Below are 21266 nucleotides of genomic sequence, written 5' to 3'. Positions count from 1 at the left end.
GCATCGTGAAGGTGCGACCACCGTCCCGGACGGTCCCGGGCTTCATACTTCTCAACCACACGATATTCCCAAAGGCCTCATGGTGAGCCTGTCGAACCTCGAGGCCGAGCGAGTGGAGGCTGGGCTATCGCAGATGGCATGGCAGGCACCGGTTCACCTCGCCCCTCCGGGGAGAGGTTGGCGCGCAGCGCCGGGTGAGGGGACGATAGAGCCTTGATCGCCTTACCCCAACTCTATCCATCTTCTCCCCCTCCATCCCCCACACACTATCCTCACCCATACCAACCTCACGCCCAGCGGGTCGCGCGAACCGGCTAGTGTTGTTGTCAGATGGGGCGGGGATGTCGTGATCCCCGCAGGCAAGCGGAAGTGTCGCCGGGCTATTGACGCTCCGAGGCCAGAGTCGCGCGCGCCAGAAAATCCCATCGCATGTGGCGAGGCTTTGTCTCACACACTAAAACTTACCGGGGCAGGGCCTCGCCACGTGCACGCTGATCAAAACCGCAGGGGAGGCGGCGCTTCCGCACGCCCGCTCCACCACCAGCACGCAAACCGGTTTCCGCAAGGGAATTAAGGCACAAAGTCTGCGCCAAGCTGCTTGAAGCGTTCCGGCCACCCCCCTATATACGCCCAAGGCCCAGCAATGGGCATATTTCAATTGCAAGGAACCCGGCTTTCCCGGCCACGAGACTGCCTCGCAAAGGGGTTTCACCAAGGGTTTGCTCAAGAAAGGCTACATGTTCATGGCTAAAGTCATTGGTATCGACCTAGGCACCACCAATAGCTGCGTTGCGGTTATGGACGGCGCCAATCCCAAGATTATCGAAAACGCGGAAGGGGGACGCACCACCCCCTCGATGGTCGCCTTCTCCAAGGATGGCGAGCGTCTTGTCGGCCAGCCAGCCAAGCGCCAGGCCGTCACCAATCCGGAAAATACCCTGTTTGCCGTCAAGCGCCTGATCGGGCGCCGGTTCGACGATGCCGTCGTGGCCAAGGACAAGAACCTTGTGCCCTTCAAGATCGTCAAGGCCGACAATGGCGATGCGTGGGTTGAAGCCTCGGGCGACAAGTACTCGCCCTCGCAGGTTTCGGCCATGATCCTGCAGAAGATGAAGGAAACCGCCGAATCCTATCTCGGCGAGAACGTCACGCAGGCCGTTATCACCGTCCCGGCCTATTTCAACGACAGCCAGCGCCAGGCCACCAAGGACGCCGGCAAGATCGCCGGCCTTGAAGTGCTCCGCATCATCAACGAGCCCACCGCTGCGGCGCTTGCTTATGGCCTCGACAAGAAGAACACCGGCACCATCGCGGTCTATGACCTTGGCGGCGGCACCTTCGATATCTCCATCCTGGAAATCGGCGATGGCGTGTTCGAGGTGAAGTCCACCAATGGCGACACGTTCCTGGGCGGTGAAGACTTCGACATGCGCCTGGTCGATTACCTGGCCGACGAGTTCAAGAAGGAGCAGGGCATCGACCTTCGTTCCGACAAGCTCGCTTTGCAGCGCCTCAAGGAAGCTGCCGAAAAGGCCAAGATCGAACTCTCGAGCTCGACCCAGACCGAAATCAACCTGCCGTTCATCACCGCCGATGCTTCGGGTCCAAAGCACCTGACGCTCAAGCTCAGCCGCTCCAAGCTCGAAACCCTGGTCGATGACCTGATCCAGCGCACCATCGACCCCTGCAAGCAGGCGATGAAGGATGCCGGCGTTTCGGCTTCCCAGATCGACGAAGTGGTTCTGGTCGGCGGCATGAGCCGCATGCCCAAGGTGCAGGAAGCGGTCAAGCAGCTGTTCGGCAAGGAGCCGCACAAGGGCGTCAACCCGGACGAAGTCGTGGCGCTCGGCGCTGCTATCCAGGCCGGCGTGCTGCAGGGCGACGTCAAGGACGTGCTCCTGCTCGACGTGACCCCGCTCTCGCTGGGCATTGAGACGCTGGGTGGCGTGTTCACCCGCCTGATCGATCGCAACACCACGATCCCGACCAAGAAGAGCCAGACCTTCTCGACCGCCGAAGACAGCCAGAGCGCGGTGACCATCCGCGTGTTCCAGGGCGAGCGCGAAATGGCCGCTAACAACAAGCTCTTGGGCAATTTCGACCTGGCCGGCATTCCGCCCGCACCGCGTGGCGTGCCGCAGATCGAAGTGACCTTCGACATCGACGCCAACGGCATCGTGCAGGTTTCGGCCAAGGACAAGGGCACCGGCAAGGAGCAGCAGATCCGCATCCAGGCTTCGGGTGGTCTTTCGGACGCCGACATCGAGAAGATGGTCAAGGAAGCCGAGCAGAACGCTGAAGCCGACAAGAAGAAGCGCGAAGCCGTGGAAGCCAAGAACCAGGGCGAGTCGCTGATCCACTCGACCGAGAAGTCGCTCAAGGAATATGGCGACAAGGTCTCGGCCGAAGACAAGACCGCGATCGAAACCGCGATCACCGATCTGCGCGCCGTGATCGACGGCGAAGATGGCGAAGTGATCAAGGAAAAGACCGAGGCCCTGGCCCAGGCATCGATGAAGCTGGGCGAGGCCATGTACAAGGCAAGCCAGGCCGAAGCCGAAGCCAAGGCCAACGGCACCGACGATGACAGCGAAGACGACGTCGTCGACGCCGACTTCGAAGAGGTCAAGGACGACGACGACAAGAAGTCGGCCTAACTAGTCCCACTCGAAACGAAAAGGCCCGGTGCAAACCGGGCCTTTTTTCATGGGTTTGGCGCTGAGCGACTCACCTCGCCCCTGAGGGCCATTCCCGCTTATCCCCGCCTCAGCAAACCGCGATAATCTCATCATCGCTCATCCGCCCCGGCACCACGGTAAGCGGTATCGGCAACGCATTCGCCCGACCGGCAAAGTGCATCACCAGGGGCCCCGGACCCTCGGCCGAAGTGGAGGCGGCCAATACCAGGATGGCGATCCCCTGATCCTGGTCGATGACCCGCTCGATCTCCTCGGCGGCCTCGCCTTCCCGGATCACCGATTCGCTGCGCACGTCGCCGATATCGCGCAATCGCGCCAGCCGGGCATCCAGATTACGCTCGGCCTGTTCCACGGCCTCGGCCCGCAGCACGTCCTCGACGCCAAGGCCGATGAACTCGGGCTTTTGCACCACGCTCATCAGCACCACCGTGCCGCCGGTCCGCTTGACGCGATAGGCGGCAAAAGTCAGTGCCCGGTCGCACTCGGCGGTTTCATCGATGACGACCAGGAATTTGCGCTTGTATTCGGTATCGTACATAGCTGCCCCCTTAGCGGATGAACCCGACAATGTTGCGAACATCTTCCATCACCGGCTGGGCAATCGCCCGGGCTCGGTCCGCTCCGTCGCGCAGGATGCGGTCCATCTCGCCACGGTCGGCCACCAGCCGCTTCATTTCCTCGGCGATCGGCGAAAGCACGGCAACGGCAAGCTCACCCAGCGCCGGCTTGAATGCGCCCCAGCCCTTGCCGCCGAATTCTGCCAGCACCTGATCGACAGTCTGGTTCGAGAGCGCCGCATAAATGCCCGCGAGGTTCTCCGCCTCGGACCGCCCCGCAAGCCCCGCCGCTTCGCTCGGCAAAGCCTCGGCGTCCGTGGTCGCCCGCTTGATCTTTTTGGCGATCATGTCGGCATCGTCCATCATATAAATGGTCGACAGATCAGACTCTGCGGACTTGCTCATCTTCTTGGAGCCGTCCTTGAGCGACTTCACCCGCATGGCGGGTCCCGTCGCCAGCGTCTCGGTGATGGGAAAGAAATCCCCCTCGAAGCCAGCGGCGCTAATCTGCTTGCGGAAATCGTGGTTGAACTTCTTGGCGATGTCACGGGTCAGTTCCAGATGCTGCTTCTGGTCTTCCCCCACGGGAACGCCGGTGGCCTTGTAGAGGAGAATATCGGCGGCCATCAGCGATGGGTAGGCAAACAGGCCCAGCGAGACGTTCTCGCTGTTTTCGCCGGCCTTGTCCTTGAACTGGGTCATGCGCGACATCCACCCCATGCGGGCAACGCAGTTGAAGATCCAGCTCAGCTCCGCGTGCTCCATCACCTTGGACTGGTTGAAGATGATGGATTTGGCCGGGTCGAGCCCTGCCGCGATATAGGCGGCGGCGATCTCGTAAGTCCGGCGCCGCAGATCCTCGGGGTCTTGCCAGACAGTGATCGCATGCATGTCGACGACGCAATAGATCGTCTCGTGCGTATCCTGCAGCGGCACGAAGCGCCGAATGGCGCCCAGATAGTTGCCGAGGTGCAGATCGCCCGAGGGCTTGATGCCGGAAAAGACGCGGGGCGTGAATGCCATGAGGAAAGCCTGAGTGAATACGATGGGTCGGGAACATCTATATCCGATGCGCCGCAATGTCATCCCGGAGGGCCAAACCTCAGGCGCGACGGCGGCGCAAACGGCTGAGTACGGCACCCAGAGGCTGCGCGCCGCTGAAATGCACCAGGGCGAAAAACAGCGCCGAGCAAAACAGGCATATCGCGGCGAGTGCCCCGACCTGGAACAGCAGCGGCCCGCCCGCAGCAAAGATCGCCGCAGCGCGATTGCTGAGCAGCACCAGCGTGGCACCCATGACCAGTGCCGCCAGCAGGATCAGGCCGTGCCGCCGTAGTTCGCCCAGTGTCAGCTGGAAGTGCCCGCGCCGGGCCAGGAGGATGCCCAGCCCCGCAACGTTGATCCAGGCGGAGATCGAGGTAGCAAGCGCAATGCCGACCGATTGCAGGCTGGGAAACAACAGCAGCGAAACCGCAATGTTGACGACAACTGAAATGCCGGCCAGCACGGTGGGGGTCACCGTATCCTTGCGCGAGAAGAAGCCGGGCTGCAGCACGCGGATCAGCACAAAGGCGGGCAGGCCAACGGCGAAGCCGACCAGGGTCTGTCCCACGGCCAGGGTGTCGGCAGCGTTGAACTGGCCGCGTTCAAACAGCACGCGCACGATCGGCACCGGAATGGCCATCAGGGCTGCTGCTGCCGGCAGCGAGAACAGCATGGACAGCAACAGCGACTGGCTCTGCGTCGTGCGTGCCTCCACTTCTCGTCCGGCCCCGAGATGACGCGACAACTCGGGCAGCAGCACCGTTCCGATGGCGATGCCGATAATGCCAAGCGGCAGCTGATAAAGCCGGTCGGCATTGGCGATGATGGAAATGGCGTCGTCGGCCCCCGAGGCAATCACCGTGCCGACGAAAATGTTGATCTGGGTAATACCCCCAGCGATGATGGCCGGAATGGCCAGTACCCAGAACCGGCGCACTTCGCTGTTGAACCGCGGCAGGCTCAAGCGGGGAACAAAACCGGCGCGACGGATAGCCCAATATACCAGCGCCAACTGGGCCACGCCTCCGGCCAGGGCGGCCATTGCCAGCCAGAAGGCAATATCGGCCTGCTCGTTCACCGTGACGATTGCCAGGGGCACCAAGACGCCGATGTTGACGATGTTGAGCAGAACGGGGGCGAAAGCCGCGGCAAAGAAGCGGCCAAGCGAGTTGAGGATCGCGCCATACGCTGCCATCAGCGACATGCAGGCCAGATACGGAAACATCAACCGGGTGAGGAACACAGTCAGTTCGAACTTTGCCGGATTATCGGTGAAGCCCGGAACAAACAGCGCCATCAGCTGCGGCATGAAGATCTCGGCCAGGATGGTCACGACCAATACCGCCGCCACCAGCCAGCTGATGATCCGCCCCGCCAGGGCACGCGCCTGGTCAGGTCCGCTCTGTTCGAGTGCCGTAGAAAACATCGGCACGAAGGCGGTATTGAACGCGCCCTCGGCAAACAGCCGCCGGAACAGATTGGGAAAGCGGAACGCTGCATTGAACGCATCAGCCACCGGGCCGATGCCCAGCACAGCCGCCATCAGGGCATCACGGACAAAGCCGGCAATGCGCGAGAGGAGAGTCAGTCCACCGACGGAGAGGAAATTGCGGTAAAGGCTCATGGGTGGGTGCCGCTACCCATTACTCACCTTCTGTTCCGCCAACTTGGGATGGAACACCGCCATCAGCGCATCATGGATCTTGCGCTGGCGCGGCTTGCTCATGATCTTCTGGCCCGTCAGATCGGTCACGTAGAAGACGTCCACGGCCTTTTCGCCATAGGTGCCGATATGCGCCGAGCCGATGGTGAGGTTGAGGTCGGAAATCTGGTGCGTCAACGAATGCAGCAGACCCAGCCGGTCGAGCCCCGACACTTCAATGACCGTAAACTTCTCCGACAGCGCGTTGGAAACGGATACCTGCGCCGGCAAGGCAAACGGCTTCAGGCGCTTGTTATGCCGGGATTCCTTGCCCAGATCGATCAGTATGGTGCGCTTGCCCTGCAGCAATTGCTTGACGGTATCGATGATCCGCGTTGCCCGCACCTTCTCGTCCTCGTCCGAGGTGAAGGCGCGTCGCAGCCGGAAGGTGTCCAGCGCATGCCCGTCGCGCGTCGAGAATATCTGCGCGCCGATGATCGAAGCATCCTGCATGGTGCAGGCGCCGGCGATCAGCGACAGCAGGCGCGGGTGATCCGGCGTATAGAAACTAACCTCGGTGATGCCTTCGAAGGCCTTGATGCGGATCGAGCCGGCAAAATCATCGCCTGCCATATCAGCATTGCGGATCATGCGGGCATGTTCCACCTGCAGTTCGGGCTCCGCCCGCAGCCAGTAATGGTCGTAATGCCGCCCGGTATAGGCCTGGACATCCCCAGCGGACCACGCTTCGAGCGCTTCTGCCAGCTGGTTCTTGGCGGAGTTGATGCGGTCGGACTGGGTGAGTTGGGAATGTCCCCCCGACAGCAGCGGCTCGGTGGCATAATAGAGCGAGCGCAGCAGCGAGCCCTTCCACCCACTCCACACGCCAGGGCCCACCGCCCTGATGTCACAGGCCGTCAAGATCATCAGCAATGCCAGCCGTTGCGGCGATTGCACCACATCGGCAAAGGCCTTGGCGGTTTCGGGGTCCTGGATATCGCGCGCCTGTGCAATCTCGCTCATCAGAAGATGATGCTCGATCAGCCAGGACACCGTATCGGTTTCCGCCAGCGACAGGCCAAAGCGCGGGCAGAGCCTGCGGGCAATACGGGCCCCCGCGATGGAATGATCCTCGGGACGGCCCTTGGCGATGTCATGGAGGAACAGCGCGACATAGAGCAGCCGCGTGTCGTTGAGCTGTGGCAGCAATTCATGCGTCAACGGCAGTTCATCGCGCAGCCCGCCATTGGCGATCTGGGCCATCACCCCAACGGCGCGGATCAGGTGCTCGTCCACCGTATAATGGTGGTACATGTTGAACTGCATCAGCGCGACGATCTTGCCGAAATCCGGCACGAACTTGCCCAATACGCCGCTCTCATTCATCTGGCGCAGGATGCGCTCGACCGATTGCGGCGCCGTCAAGATGGTCAGGAAATGCTCGTTCGCCTTGGGATCGTTGCGCAGCCTGTTGTCGATCAGGCCCAGCGATCGCGTGATGTGCTTGATGGCGTCGGGGTGGAACAGCAATTGTTCGCGCCCGGCCACGAGGAACATCCGGATCAGATTGACCGGGTCCTTCTCGAACACATCGGCCCGCGTGATGTTGAGCCGGCCCGTATCGAGGATGAAATCGGTCTCACCCTTGATCCGGGAGCGGCCCGACCGGAACGGGGCCAGCACGCGGCCGACCAGATCCATGTCCTTGGCGTGGTTGAACTCCAGGCTCGCGCAGAAGATACGCGTCAGGTCGCCAACGTCCTTGGCCACGAGGAAATAGCGCTTCATGAAGCGCTCGACCCCGAGCATGCCAACGCGCTGGGCATAGCCCATCCGCTCGGACAGTTCGGGCTGAACGTCGAAGGTCAGCTTTTCCTCGGCGCGGCCCGTCACGAAATGCAGATGGCAGCGCACGGCCCACAGGAAATCCTCCGCCCGGGAGAACAGCCTATACTCGGAGGCGCTGAGCACGCCCTTGCCGACCAATTCATGCGAGGTCTTGACCTGATAAAAATACTTGCCGATCCAGAACAGCGTGTTCAGGTCGCGCAATCCGCCCTTGCCGTCCTTGATATTGGGCTCCACCACATAGCGGGTATTGCCCATCAGCTTGTGGCGCTCGTCGCGTTCGGCCATCTTGGCGGCGATGAATTCCGGTCCGGTCTTGGGCACGATCTCGGTTTCGAACCGGTGCACGAGATTGTCGAACAGGCCCTTGTCGCCGGCGAGGAACCGCGCTTCCAGCGTGGCCGTCCGCACGGTCATGTCGGCGCGCGCCATGCGGATACACTCTTCCACCGAGCGGACGGCATGGCCGACCTTCTGGCCGAGATCCCAGAGCATATAGAGCACGTATTCGGTGACCTGTTCGCCCCAGGGCGTCTGCTTGTAGGGCAGGATGAACAGCAGATCGATATCGGAGCCGGGGGCAAGCGTGCCCCGGCCATAGCCGCCAACGGCGGAAAGCGCGATGGCCTCGGCGCCCGACGGATTGTCCACCGGATAGACCCGGCGCGTCGCGAACAGGTGCACCGCCGAGATGATTTCGTCCTGGGCGTTGGACAGGTTCTGCGCGCAACGCAAACCCTTGCTGGTGGCCAGCAATTCGGCTTCGGCGGCCTTGCGCGCTTCGGCCAGGGTCTTGCGGATATGGGCCAGCACGGCGGCCCGTGCGGCACTGGACTTGGGTGCCTCATCGCCAATGACCATGTCCAATTCGCCCAGGATGGCCTCGGCGGATTTCAGCGCAAACTGGGGTTTTCGTGGCTTGGCGTCAGCTTCGACGAGCGTCATCGCGGATTTTCTTCAACTCGTAGAGCATCTCGATCGCTTGTTTGGGGGTCATCTCGTCCGGGCGAACGGCGTCGAGCGCTAAGTGCACTGGGTCCTTCTGCACAGGCCGGGGAGGCGGCTGATGCGCAAAGAGTGGCAGATCGTCTAGCACGCCGGCCTTCTGGCTGGAAGAGGCGGTACCGGCCGAGCGTTGCTCAAGCACGGTCAAAACCTGGCGAGCGCGCGCCAGCACCGGTTCGGGCAGGCCCGCCAGCCGCGCCACCTGGATGCCATAGGAGCGGTCGGCGGCGCCTGGCCCCACCTCATGGAGGAACACCACGTCACCCTCCCACTCGCGCACCTTCATGGTGACGTTGGAAACGCGGGTCAGCGTCTTGGCAAGGCTGGTCAGTTCATGGAAGTGCGTTGCGAACAGCGCCCGGCAGCCGGTGGTTTCATGCAGCGCTTCCACCGCAGCCCAGGCAATGGAGAGCCCGTCGAACGTCGCCGTACCGCGCCCGATCTCGTCCAGCACCACGAGCGAGCGCCTTGTTGCCCGGTTGAGGATGGCGGCTGTTTCCACCATTTCCACCATGAAGGTGGAACGCCCATGAGCAATATCGTCGCTGGCGCCAACCCGGGAAAACACCCGGTCCATCACCCCGATATGGGCAGAACTTGCGGGCACGAAGCTGCCCATCTGCGCCAGGATTGCGATCAGGGCATTCTGTCGCAGGAAGGTGGATTTACCACCCATATTGGGCCCGGTCACCAGCCACAGCCGGCCCCCGCCAAGGGCATCATCGCCCGACAGGTCGGCATTGTTGGCGACAAAGCTGCGCCCTTCGGCCATCGCCATCTCTTCCACCACGGGATGGCGACCACCCTCAATCTGGAAGGCGAGCGAATTGTCGATCTCCGGGCGGGTATAGCCCCGCGTGGCCGCCAGATGAGCGAGCGCCGAGGTCACATCGAGCTCGGCCAGCGCATCGGCCAATTCGCGCAGCAGGCTTGTGCGGTCCAGCACCGATTGCCGAAGAGCGGCGAAGATTCTGAGTTCGATCTCCAGCGCCGCCTCGTGCGCCCGCGCTATTCGTCCCTCGAGTTCGGCAAGCTCCGTGGTGGTGAAGCGCATGGCATTGGCCAGCGTCTGCCGGTGGATAAAGCTCTGCCGATGCGGTTCTTCGAGCAGTTTCGTGCCGTGCGCCGCGGGCACCTCGACAAAATAACCCAGCACGCCATTGTGCCGGATCTTGAGCGAGCGAACATCGGTTTCGTCCATCAGCCGGGCCTGCAGCGCCGCCACCACCGCGCGCGTTTCGCTCGCGAGGGCCCGTTCGTCATCGAGCTGGGCGTCATAGCCCTTGCGTACGAAACCACCATCGCGGCTGAGCAGGGGCAGTTCGTCATCCAGCGCCATTGCCAGATGGCCGGCGAGATCAACCGGCGCCGCCGCCAAAGTACGCGACAGATCGGCAAGGATGGCGGGAACGTCCACGACGCGCTCGAAGTGCTCGGCAACCGCCCTCGCGGCGCTCACAGCCTTGCCAATCGCGGCAAGATCGCGCGGTCCGCCGCGATCCAGCGCCAGCCGCGTCAAGGCGCGGGCAAGGTCCGGCACAGCCTTGAGATCGGTCCGCAAACGCCCGGTCAACATCGTGTCATTGGCGAGCAAGCCCACGGCATCCAGCCGGTCATTGATTGCCGTTGCGTCGGCCAGGGGCGCCGCGAGCCGCGCCGACAGCAGCCGCGAACCCGGCGCCGTCACCGTCAGGTCGATCACTTGCCGCAACGAACCCCGTTGCTGCCCGCGCTGGTTCTGGTGCAGTTCGAGCGAGGCCCGCGTCGCTTGGTCGATTGCCATGTGCCGCGCCGCCGTTTCGGCAATCGGCGCGCGCAGAATGACGCCAGCACCTTTCTGGCTTTCGCGTACATAGGCGATAATCGCCCCAAGCGCCCCACGGGCGGCACGCGACAGGGCCGTGGGGTCGAACTCTTCAGCCGGAAAAGCCTGCCGCAGCGATGCCGTCGCGACCTCGCTGTCAAAGCTCTGCACCGGCGCAAAATGGGTAATGCCGACCCATGCCGGCGCGAACAGATGGCTTTCCACCAGCGCCAACTTGGTGGCGTCGCTCATGATCAGTTCGGCCGGATCGATCCGCGCCAACTCGTCGCTCAGCTGCTCTGCCGCCAGATCTGCTGTGAAAGTCTCGCCCGTCGAAACATCGGCCCAGGCCAGCGCAAAGTCCGTATCGCCATGGCGGACCATCGACAAGGCGGCGAGGAAATTGGACGCGCGTGCATCGAGGTGGTCATCCTCGGTCAACGTACCCGCCGTAATCAGGCGCACCACGTCGCGCTTCACCACCGATTTGGCGCCGCGCTTCTTGGCTTCCTTGGGGTCTTCCACCTGCTCGCAGATGGCGACGCGATGGCCCAGCTTGATCAGCTTGTTGAGATAATCATTGGCGGCATGGATCGGCACGCCGCACATCTGGATATCCTGCTCCAGATGTTTGCCGCGCCGGGTCAGCACGATCCCCAGCGCAGCGCTGGCGATTTCGGCGTCCTCGAAGAACAGCTCGTAAAAATCGCCCATGCGATAAAACAGCAGATAGCCGGTATGGGCCGCCTTGATCTCGAAATACTGCGCCATCATGGGCGTCAGCACGGGAGCTGGTGCGGGTTTGATCGGCTGTTGGTCCATCAAAAAAAGGTCTCGGCGAGGAAGCCGAAACCTTATGGCTTTTGCCAGGCAAATCCAACCGGCGCCGGGGGATTTGCCCGCTTACTTGGCCTGCTACATACCGCGGATGACCGAGGCGGGCTCCACGACCTTGCGGTAGAGGTGCCAGGTTGCATGGCCAAAGATCGGGATGACAACGGCCAGCCCCACAAAGATCGGGATCGATCCGACAAAGAGGCCAACGCCCACGATGATGCCCCAGGCCAGCATAGGCAGGGGATTGCGCAGAACAGCGCGGAAGGACGTCTCCACCGCAACATAGGCCCCAACGTCCCGGTCCAGCAGCAGCGGGAAGGCGATAACGGTGGTGCACAAGGTGACCAGCGCGAACAGTGCACCGAGTGCCGAGCCAACCAGCAGCAGCGTCATTCCTCCAGGCTCGTTGAAGATCTGCGCCATGAGACCCGCCAGCGTTCGAGGCGTCGAGGAACTGAACATGCTCTCGTACAGCGCCTGCGCTGCGGTAAGCCAGAGCGTGAACAGCAACAGCAACATTATCCCAAGAGCAGCGATCGAGCCGATAGCGGGCGAGCGCAGCGCATCAAAGGCATGGTGCCACGACGTATCAAGGCCCTGTTCCCGGCGCCGCGAAATTTCATAGAGCCCCAAGGCAGCGAATGGGCCGATCAGGGCGAAGCCACCAATCAGCGGATAGAGCAGGGGCCAGGTGTGGTACCCATTCATCCAGACAGTCAGCACGATGCCGATGATAGGATAGATCACCACCAGCATGACGTAGTGGCTGGGTTTCTCCCAGAAGTCGGACGCGCCCCGCCGCAGGGCGTCGAACACATCGGACATGGAAATGGTCCGAATCATTGGCATGTCGAGCTTTTCGCCCGCGCCGGATACAACGTGGAAATTGGACATGGCCGTGCACTCTCTCCGTCAAGGGAGGCCGCGCAGCGCGCTGATAGTCCGCGTACTACGCGACCAGCTATGTGGTGAGCTTAGCCATGCTGCGGCCGATTGTCGCCCCGGTTGGGCGAAACGTGATCGGCATGGCTGCCACCGCCCAGATGTGGCGGGTGGCAGCCATATGCTTGCTCTCAGATCTCGTACCGATCCGTCTCGTGACGGACGGGGCGATAAACGAAGTAGTCGAAGTCTGCCGGCGCGGCCGTGCCGTTGAGGTCGCTGGCCGCGACGCCGACAAAGGCGCCGGTGAAGCTGCCATGCGCCTGATGGCCACCGCACTCATCCGAAAGTATCGACGCGTCGAGCACCGGACCGATCGGCTGCAGTTCCTGTCCCTCAAGGGCATAGAAGAACTGCAGCTTACGCCCGCGGATCGTCAGCGCCAGCTTGACCTTGCCTTCATTGGGGATCTGCACCGGCTCAGTCGGGAAGCGCAGATTGCCATCGGGCCATGAGCTTTCCGAACTCATCAGCAGCAGTTCGCGCTGGCCATCGGAATGGGCGGTTACCGTCAGGTAGAAGAAGTTGTACCGCGAATAATAAGCCGTCAGCCCGGCGAACTGCCGCTCATCGGCTGGCGCGAAATCCAGCACGGTCTCGGCATCATAGGAGAAGTGCGTCTGGCGGCGCGCCACCAATGCCTGCTCGAACCACGAACCGACCGACTCGCGGCCAAAGAGACGCAACTTGCCGCCTTCGGTGGCAAAAATCCGATCCGGCTCCGGCGTGCGCAGCCACTGGAAGTCCTTATGCAGACCATTCTCGAAGGTGTAGCGCTGTTCGGCCCAGTACTTGTCGTTATCAAAATTGCCGGGCACTTCCACATGAAGCGACGGAACGGGCCCGTGTTTCACGTGAATCCAGTCGTCTTCGCCCCAATAGGCTTCCTGAATGGACGTTTCGCGACCCAGAACGCAACGGCGTTCCTGTGTGGTCGGGCGGCCACCCAGATGCACCAGGTAGGTCTTGCCATCGGGCGTCTCCACGAGATCGCCATGACCAGCACGCTGGATCGCCGCAAACGGAGCATCCTTTGAGGTGAGGATGTGCTTGTCCGGGTGGGTTTCGTACTGCCCATCGATGGTGCGGGACCGCGCAAAGGTGCAGGCGTGGTCATAGGCCGTGCCGCCTTCTGCCGTCAGCAGATAATACCAGCCATTGCGCTTGTAGAGATGCGGACCCTCGACGAGCTTTAGATCCGTGCCCTTATAGATATTGGTGCGCGGCCCCACCAGCTTGCCCTGCTTGGGATCGAACTCCTGCAGCGCAATGCCGGCAAACTTCAACGGGCGCGTGCGGTGGTCCCACATCATGTTGACGAACCATTTGCGGCCGTCATCATCGTGGAACAGCGACGGATCGAAGCCCGACGAGTTGATATAGACCGGGTCGGACCAGGGCCCTTCGATGTTGTCCGCGGTGACGATGTAGTTGTGCGCGTCCTTGAACGAGCCGTCCTTGCGCTTCACATCGGTATAGACCAGCCAGAACTTTTCGCCGTCATGGGTGATGTCGGGCGCCCATACGCCGCACGAATCGGGATCGCCGCGCATGTCCAGCTGCGCCTTGCGGTTCAGCGGACGACAGGCCAGGTCCCAGTTGGCGAGGTCCTTGGAATGATGGATCTGCACACCGGGGAACCACTCGAAGGTGGATGTCGCGATATAATAATCGTCGCCGACGCGGCAGATGGACGGGTCCGGATTGAAGCCGGGCAGAATTGGATTGGTAATCTGGGGCATGGTTTGGGCCTTTGCGCTGCATATGCAGTCGACACCCTCCCCCTTGCGGGGAGGGATCAAGGGTGGGGGTGGAACAACCCCGGATGACCGGGCCTTCACATCCCCCTCCCGACCTCCCCCGCAAGGGGGGAGGTGGACGACTGAACCCTCGGAGAACTAGACGAACCGGTTGATCAGGTTCTCGAGATATTCCTGCTGACCCGAGCGCGGCTGCGGGTTGATGTTATCGGCATCCACCTTGGCAGCCACATCCGCCAGGCTCAGCTTGCCATCAAGGATGTCCTTGCCCAGCCCTGCGTTCCAGCCGGCATAGCGCTCGTCCACCACCTTGTCGTAGGTGCCGTCCTCGATGAGGGCCGCCGCAGCCTTGAGGCCACGCGCCAGCACGTCCAGACCGCCAATGTGACCATGCAGCAGATCAGCCGGATCAAGCGACTGGCGGCGCACGCGAGCGTCGAAGTTCCAGCCGCCATTGCCCAGGCCACCAGCCTTGAGGATCTGGTAGAAGGCGAGCGTGGTTTCACCCACATTGTTGGGGAACTGGTCGGTATCCCAGCCGGACTGCAAATCATTGCGGTTGGCGTCGACCGAACCCAGGATGCCCAGCGATGCGGCCAGTGCCAGTTCGTGCTCGAACGAGTGGTTGGCGAGGAAGGCGTGGCCAACTTCGATGTTGCACTTCACCTTGGTCTCGAGACCGTACTTCTTGAGGAAGCCATACACCGTCGCCACGTCGAAGTCGTACTGGTGCTTGCTTGGCTCCTGCGGCTTGGGCTCGATCAGGATCTGGCCTTTGAAGCCGATCTTTTCCGCGTGCTCGACGACCATGTTGAGGAAGCGGCCCATCTGGTCCATTTCCTGGCCGATCTTGGTGTTGAGCAGGGTTTCATAGCCCTCGCGACCGCCCCACAGCACATAGTTGGCGCCACCCAGTTCGTGGGTCAGCTCCAGCACGTTCTTCACTTGGCCGGCGGCATAGGCGAAGATTTCCGGATCGGGATTGGTGGCAGCACCCGCCATGTAGCGGCGGTTGGAGAACAGGTTGGCCGTGCCCCAAAGGAGCTTCGTGCGGCTGGTTTCCATCTTGCGCGCAAAGATCTCGCCGATCTCGCGCACATTGCGGTTCGATTCGGCCAGTGTTGCGCCTTCGGGCGCGATATCGGCGTCGTGGAAACAGAAGAACGGAACGTCGAGCAGGTCGAACAGCTCGAAGGCCACGTCGGCCTTGAGGCGCGCGCCGTCCATCGCCTTGTCCCACCAGGGACGATCGAAAGTGCGGCCGCCGAAGGGATCGCCGCCCTCATAGGCAAAGGTGTGCCAATAGGCGACGCCCGGGCGGATATGGTCTTCCATCCGCTTGCCCAGGACCATCTCGTCCTTGTTGTAGTGGCGATAGGCGAGCGGGTTGGCGCTCTCTGCGCCTTCAAACTTTACGGGCGAAATGCCTTTGAAAAAATCAGTCACTGACGTGCCTCCTCGATGGCAGGGTAGAGCGCGCGGTAGCGCGCATATTGGTCGGAATAGGCGGCCGACAAACTCCTGTCGGGCGCAATACTGGTCTTGATCGGCGGCATGGTCATCACTGCCTGCGGATCGGCGCCTTCAGCCGCGCAAAGGGCCAGACGGGCCGCCCCCAGTGCACCGCCGAAATCGCCGTCCTGTGGCAGGGCGATTTCCATGTCGAGATTGGTGGCGAGCAGCTTTAGCCACAGCGCCGAGCGCGAGCCGCCACCGACGGCGAGCAGCCGGTTGATCTGGGTTCCCGCATCGGCCAGCACGCGCTGGCAATCGCGCATGGCAAAGCTCACGCCTTCCATGACGGCCTGGGCGAGTTGAGCCGGCTCGGTGCTCTGGCTCAAGCCGACGAACGCGCCACGCGCGCCGGCATTGTTGTGCGGCGTCCGTTCACCGGAAAGGTAGGGCAGGAAGATCGCTTCGCCCGGACCCTTGAACCCGGCTTCGGCAGCGCCAGCCAGATCGGCCTGCTTCTGCCCCGTCATGCGCGACAGCCAATTCAACGAATCAGTGGCGCTGAGGATCACGCCCATCTGGTGCCAGGTGTCGGGGATGGCGTGGCAGAAGGCGTGCACCGCCCCTTGCGTATTGGGCCGGAACTTGTCGTTGGACACAAACAGCACGCCCGACGTGCCCAGCGAAACGAAGCCTTCGCCCGGCCGAATAGCGCCAATGCCACAGGCGGCACCCGCATTGTCGCCCGCGCCGCCGGCCACCACGACCGAGCCAGACATGCCCCAGCGCGCCGCCAACTCGCCCTTGAGTTCGGCCGAAACGGCAGAGCCCTCGACCAGGCGCGGCATGTGCTCGCGCGTCAGGCCCGTCACGGCCAGAAGCTCGTCGGACCAGTCGCGCTTGGCCACATCGAGCCACAGCGTGCCCGCGGCATCGGACATGTCTTCCACATGCTCGCCCGTCAGCAGCAGCCGCACATAGGCCTTGGGCAGCAATACCTTGGCGATTTTGCTGAAAATTTCGGGCTCATGCTTGCGCACCCAGGCGATCTTGGGCGCCGTGAAGCCCGGCATGGCGATATTGCCAGCGATTTCACGAAGCGAAGGCAGGGCGGCTTCCATCTCGAGGCACTCGGCGGCCGAGCGGCCGTCGTTCCACAAAATGCAGGGGCGCAGCACTTCGTTGTCCTTGCCCAGCAAGGTCGCGCCGTGCATGTGCCCCGAAAGCCCGATGCCCTTGACCGCCGCCAACTGCGCGGGATGCTTTTCCTTGAGCTTGTCGATTGCGCCCAGGGTTGCCGTCCACCAGTCGGTCGGATTCTGTTCGGACCAACCTGGATGCGGGCGAACCGGCTCGATGGCTGGTGCCGAGGCTTCCCCGAGCGCCTTGCCATTCTCGTCGATCAACAGCGCCTTGACGCCGGAGGTGCCGATATCAATGCCCAGATACGTCATGAGGCACGTACCTCATGGCAGCGAATATTGTTCATCGGAACGTCCTCCCGGCCCAATCGAGGGCCACGCCGGTTTGGTGATGGCGCGCTTCTTAGCGCAGATTGTCGCGCAGGAAAATCCCGATTTCAATGGGGTCGGTGATGGCCGTACCATTTGCATCCAGCGCCAGGGTGCGCGCTGCCTCAATTGCCTCGCGAATTTCACCATCCGGGTTCTGGTCGAGCACGACATCGATTGCTCCCGAATGCAGGCCCTTGCGCGTTGGTTCGGTGAGTTCATGGGCAATGACCCGGATCTGCCCGGAGCGCCCTGAACCCTCCAGCGCACGCACCAGCCCGGCATTTCCCGCGCCCAGATTATACAGCCCGCCAAGGTCCGGATGCCGGCGCAACAGGTCGGTGACAATGGCCTCGGTCTGCGGCCGCTCGTCATGGCCTTCCACCGGCCCGATCAGTTCCAATTGAGGAAACTCGGCCGTAAGCCCTGCCTGGAATCCCTTCAGTCGATCGGCATGGTCGCGCAAATGCAGCGAGCCCGCGATCACCGCCAGCTTGCCACCCATCGGCATGAACCGTCCCAGCAGCGAAGCCGCCGTCCGGCCGGCCGCGACATTGTCGATGCCGATGAACCGGCGCCGCAGCGAGCCGGGCAAATCAGACACCAGCGTCATCACCATGATGCCCCGCCGCGTCGCATTGTCGACCGCCGCCACCACGGATGGCTCTTCGCTCGCCACGATGATGGCGCAGTCGCATTCGCGAGGATCAAGCCCATCAAGGCTTTGCGCCAGCGCATCGGCGTCGAGCGCACGAACCCGTAGCGTTTCGATGTTCATCCGATCACTCAATGCCTGGCCGGCTCGCCGCGTTACCGCGTCGGTCAGGCTGGCCATGAATTCATTGGTGCCATCGGGAATGATGAAGGTCAGTGCCAAATCCCGCGCCCGGGCCAGCAGGGATGCGGAGATGTCCCGGCGAAAGCCGATTTCGGCAATGGCCGCTTCGACCTTCTCGGCGGTTGCGGCGCGCACGCCGGGCCGGTCGTTCAGTACTCGATCGACGGTCGCAAGCGAAACGCCGGCTGTACGTGCAACGTCATGGACGGTCGCACGGCGTTTTATCCCGGTGTCGCTCACGCATTTACCTCAGCACTATCTCGCGCAAACTCTTCGGCACGAGACGGAAAAGGTCAAGTGCGACGTTGCAGCGATTGCTTAAAGCAGGCTACAGCTTCGGCGCTTTTTTCGGAAGGAGGCAGTCAATGGCCATCGCGGTAACAACGTTCGGCACCTACAAGGGCAAGCGCGTGGATCAATTCCGCCTTGTCAGCGACACCGGCGTTACCGTCGATCTGATTGGCTATGGCGTGGTCGTCCGCGACTGGCGCGTTCCGGTCGCCGGTGGCGAACGCTCGGTCGTGCTCGGCTACGAACAGTTCGACGCCTATCCCGAACACAGCCCGCATTTCGGCTCGCTCGCCGGCCGCGTCGCCAACCGCATCAAGGGCGCAAGCTTCGAGCACGACGGCAAGACTTACAAGCTCCCCGCCAACGCAGGGGATTTGCAGCTGCATGGCGGCGAAGAGGGGCTCGGCCGCCAGGTTTGGGACGGGCAAACCGATGAAGCCAACAATGCGGTGCGCTTCACCCATTTCAGCCCCGATGGCGCTATGGGCTATCCTGGCAATGTCAATTTCTCGGCGACCTACATGCTCAAGGGCAACCGGCTGCGGCTGGAGCTGACGGCAACGACGGACCGCGCCACCCCGATCAGCCTTGTCCAGCATCAATATTTCAACCTGGGCACGACCGACCATGTGCTTGACCACACCATCCAGGTCAATTCCAGCGCCTATACCGAACTGGGCTCCGACCTCGCTCCCACCGGCGCCATCCTGCCGTCTGCCAACACCAAGTACGATCTGCGCAAGCCACGGACCATGCGTGACGGCAGCGGCAACCCCGTGGAGTACGACATCGGCATGGCGCTCGACACCGGCCGCAATTTCTCCGATCCAATTGCTACGGTGATCTCGCCGGACCAGGATTTGACCCTCAAGCTCTGGAGCGACCGCCCCGGCGTTCAGGTCTATAACGGCGTGTGGACCGAAAGCGCCGTGCCGGGTCTTGGCGGCAAGAGCTACCAAAAGCATTCCGGCTTCTGCCTTGAAGACCAGGCATTTGCCGACGCGGTGCACAATCCGCACTTCCCCAACGTGATCTATTCGCCCGACCGGTCCTATAGCCATTGGTGCGAGTTCGAGATCGCCTGACGAGCCAATCGGCCCAGCGCTGCTGCCACGCCTTGTCACCATGGGGTCTCATCGTCTCTCCAACAACCCGGAGAAGACCCCATGGAACCCTTTACCATTGCCATCCCCGACGCCGACATCGCTGATCTCAAAAATCGGCTCGGCGCCACGCGCTTTCCCCAAAGCGTTCCGGGCGTCGGCTGGGACTACGGTATCAACGCCGGTTTCCTGCGCGAATTCATCCATTACTGGGCCGAGCAGTTCGATTGGCGCAGCGCCGAAGCGCGGCTCAACAGCTTTCCTCAATTCACCACCGAAATCAGCCGCCAGACCGTGCATTTCGTCCATGTACGGGGCAGGGGAACAAGCAATGTCCCGCTGCTTCTCACCAATGGCTGGCCCGCCAACTTCGTCGAGCTTCTGCCACTGGTGCCGCTGCTGACCGAGCCCGTGGATGGTGTTGCCTTCGACATCATCATTCCGTCCTTGCCCGGTTATGGCTTTTCCAGCCAGCCAACGGCATCAGGCATGAATCTCTCCGCCATCGCCCCGCTCTGGGCCGAACTCATGACGCGGCTGAACTATCCCCGCTTTCTGGTCTCCGGTTCGGACCTCGGAGCCGGCGTGGAAATGGCACTAGTGCGTCAGTTTCCCGAGCGCTTGATTGGCGCGCATTACGTCAATGTCTATTCAGGTTTTCAGCCGCCCGAGCAGCCAACGCCCGAGGAAGCCGAGTACGCGCAGAGGCTCAGGCAATGGGAGTTTGCCGAGGGCGCTTACGCCATGATCCAGGGCACCAAGCCCGCAACTCTCGCCGTGGGACTTAATGACTCCCCCGCGGGGCTCGCCGCCTGGATTCTCGAGAAATACCGCACCTGGAGCGACAATGGCGGCGACATCGCCAACGCCTTCGAGATGGAAGATCTTGCCACCATCCTGAGCGTCTACTGGTTTACCCAGACCATCGGCAGTTCGGTACGCCTCTACAAGGAAGCGTTCAGCGACCCGATGCTTGCGCAGAAGGGCCCCAAACACGACGTGCCCCATGCCGTACTGCTGCCGCCGGCGGATTATCCGGCACCGCGCGCCTGGGGCGAACGGAACTTGTGGAACATCGTGCGCTGGACCGAGCTGACCAGCGGTGGCCATTTTCCGGCGCTGGAAGTGCCCGAAGCCATGGCGCACGATATCAGAGCGTTCCATGCGCAAATCGCGTAATCTTGGCGCATCCCGACCTTCGATCGACTCAGGGGAGCACATTGCATGGACAAGACCGAGCGGCTGTTTGCCGTCATGGATGCCTTACGCCGCCACCGCCGGCCAGTCACCGCTGCGGCACTGGCCGAGGAGCAGGGCGTTTCCGTCCGCACGCTGTACCGCGACGTGCAAACCCTTATCGGTCTGGGCGCACCCATCGATGGTGAAGCGGGGGTCGGCTACATGCTGAAACCCGGCTTCTTCCTGCCACCCCTGATGTTCACCCCCGAGGAGCTCGAAGCCCTGGTCCTCGGCGCCCGCTGGGTCGGCGCGCAGCCTGACGATGGTCTTGGTGCCGCGGCCAGGAACGCCCTCGCCAAGATCGCGACGGCCTCGCCCGAAGATCTGCGCGATCGCATCAACGATACCGGCTTGTGGCCGGTCGCGGTTTGGACCGAAAAAAAGCCCATGCCGGTTCTCGGCCAGGTACGGCTCGCCATGCGAACGGAAAAAGCCATCCTCATCTCCTACGAGGATGAAGCCGGCAATTCGACGGAGCGCACCATCTGGCCAGTGCAACTGGCCTATTACGAGGGCAAGCAGACCATCGCCGCCTGGTGTTGCCTGCGCACCGCCTTCCGCCATTTCCGCACCGACCGCATCATCGATCTGACGGTCACCGACCAACGCTATGGCAAGCGCCGCGCCGTCCTCGAGCGGGAATGGCGTGACACCTGGCACGAGGACCGGCGTCATCTCGGCTGAGCCGGTTTCA

At 62.4% G+C, this 21266-nt stretch carries 14 protein-coding genes; 4 read left to right on the top strand and 10 right to left on the bottom strand.

The features are described 5' to 3' along the window. Positions 1 to 743 precede the first annotated feature (743 nt). On the top strand, positions 744 to 2657 hold the full coding sequence (dnaK, locus tag C8264_RS15125; RefSeq protein WP_108461826.1) for a molecular chaperone DnaK: 1914 nt from the start codon (positions 744 to 746) through the stop codon (positions 2655 to 2657). A 109-nt stretch (positions 2658 to 2766) separates the two neighbouring features. Here dnaK and C8264_RS15120 read toward each other — a convergent pair whose 3' ends face one another. From C8264_RS15120 to C8264_RS15075, 10 genes are all read right to left on the bottom strand, one after another. Beyond that, the gene (locus C8264_RS15120; RefSeq protein WP_108461806.1) at positions 2767 to 3237 is read right to left on the bottom strand and encodes a universal stress protein; all 471 of its coding nucleotides are present in this window, start codon (positions 3235 to 3237) and stop codon (positions 2767 to 2769) included. Between the two features lie 10 nt (positions 3238 to 3247). Then, positions 3248 to 4279, bottom strand: coding sequence for a tryptophan--tRNA ligase (trpS, locus tag C8264_RS15115; protein WP_108461805.1), 1032 nt, complete (start codon positions 4277 to 4279; stop codon positions 3248 to 3250). 79 nt (positions 4280 to 4358) lie between these two features. Then, positions 4359 to 5924, bottom strand: coding sequence for a murein biosynthesis integral membrane protein MurJ (gene murJ, locus C8264_RS15110; protein WP_108461804.1), 1566 nt, complete (start codon positions 5922 to 5924; stop codon positions 4359 to 4361). Between the two features lie 12 nt (positions 5925 to 5936). Next, the gene (locus C8264_RS15105) at positions 5937 to 8735 is read right to left on the bottom strand and encodes a [protein-PII] uridylyltransferase (protein ID WP_108461803.1); all 2799 of its coding nucleotides are present in this window, start codon (positions 8733 to 8735) and stop codon (positions 5937 to 5939) included. Then, positions 8716 to 11421, bottom strand: coding sequence for a DNA mismatch repair protein MutS (gene mutS, locus C8264_RS15100; protein WP_108461802.1), 2706 nt, complete (start codon positions 11419 to 11421; stop codon positions 8716 to 8718). The genes C8264_RS15105 and mutS overlap by 20 nt, the downstream gene beginning before the upstream one ends. 93 nt (positions 11422 to 11514) lie before the next feature. Next, on the bottom strand, positions 11515 to 12330 hold the full coding sequence (locus C8264_RS15095; RefSeq protein WP_108461801.1) for a DUF2189 domain-containing protein: 816 nt from the start codon (positions 12328 to 12330) through the stop codon (positions 11515 to 11517). A 179-nt stretch (positions 12331 to 12509) separates the two neighbouring features. Beyond that, on the bottom strand, positions 12510 to 14120 hold the full coding sequence (locus tag C8264_RS15090) for a glycoside hydrolase family 43 protein (protein ID WP_108461800.1): 1611 nt from the start codon (positions 14118 to 14120) through the stop codon (positions 12510 to 12512). Positions 14121 to 14276: 156 nt separating this feature from the next. Further along, complete coding sequence (gene xylA / locus C8264_RS15085) at positions 14277 to 15584, bottom strand: xylose isomerase (RefSeq protein ID WP_108461799.1); 1308 nt, start codon at positions 15582 to 15584, stop codon at positions 14277 to 14279. Next, positions 15581 to 17044 (bottom strand): xylulokinase, encoded by a 1464-nt coding sequence (gene xylB / locus C8264_RS15080; protein WP_108461798.1) that lies wholly within the window; start codon positions 17042 to 17044, stop codon positions 15581 to 15583. The genes xylA and xylB overlap by 4 nt, the downstream gene beginning before the upstream one ends. 91 nt (positions 17045 to 17135) lie before the next feature. Beyond that, positions 17136 to 18179: a LacI family DNA-binding transcriptional regulator gene (locus C8264_RS15075; RefSeq protein ID WP_108461797.1), complete on the bottom strand. Its 1044-nt coding sequence runs from the start codon at positions 18177 to 18179 to the stop codon at positions 17136 to 17138. 125 nt (positions 18180 to 18304) lie between these two features. On the opposite strand from C8264_RS15075, the gene C8264_RS15070 reads away from it, so the two are divergent. The 3 genes from C8264_RS15070 (at position 18305) to C8264_RS15060 (ending at position 21256) form a co-directional block, all read left to right on the top strand. Then, on the top strand, positions 18305 to 19315 hold the full coding sequence (locus tag C8264_RS15070) for an aldose epimerase family protein (RefSeq protein ID WP_108461796.1): 1011 nt from the start codon (positions 18305 to 18307) through the stop codon (positions 19313 to 19315). A gap of 81 nt (positions 19316 to 19396) precedes the next feature. Then, a complete protein-coding gene (locus C8264_RS15065) occupies positions 19397 to 20512 on the top strand; it encodes an epoxide hydrolase family protein (protein WP_108461795.1) in 1116 nt (371 codons plus the stop codon). A 45-nt stretch (positions 20513 to 20557) separates the two neighbouring features. After that, positions 20558 to 21256, top strand: a complete 699-nt coding sequence (locus C8264_RS15060) for a helix-turn-helix transcriptional regulator (RefSeq protein WP_108461794.1) — start codon at positions 20558 to 20560, stop codon at positions 21254 to 21256. The last annotated feature ends 10 nt before the right edge of the window (positions 21257 to 21266 follow it).

Source organism: Devosia naphthalenivorans (assembly GCF_003056355.1).
Taxonomy (GTDB): Bacteria; Pseudomonadota; Alphaproteobacteria; order Rhizobiales; family Devosiaceae; genus Devosia; species Devosia naphthalenivorans.
This window is presented reverse-complemented; position numbering and strand designations above follow the sequence as displayed.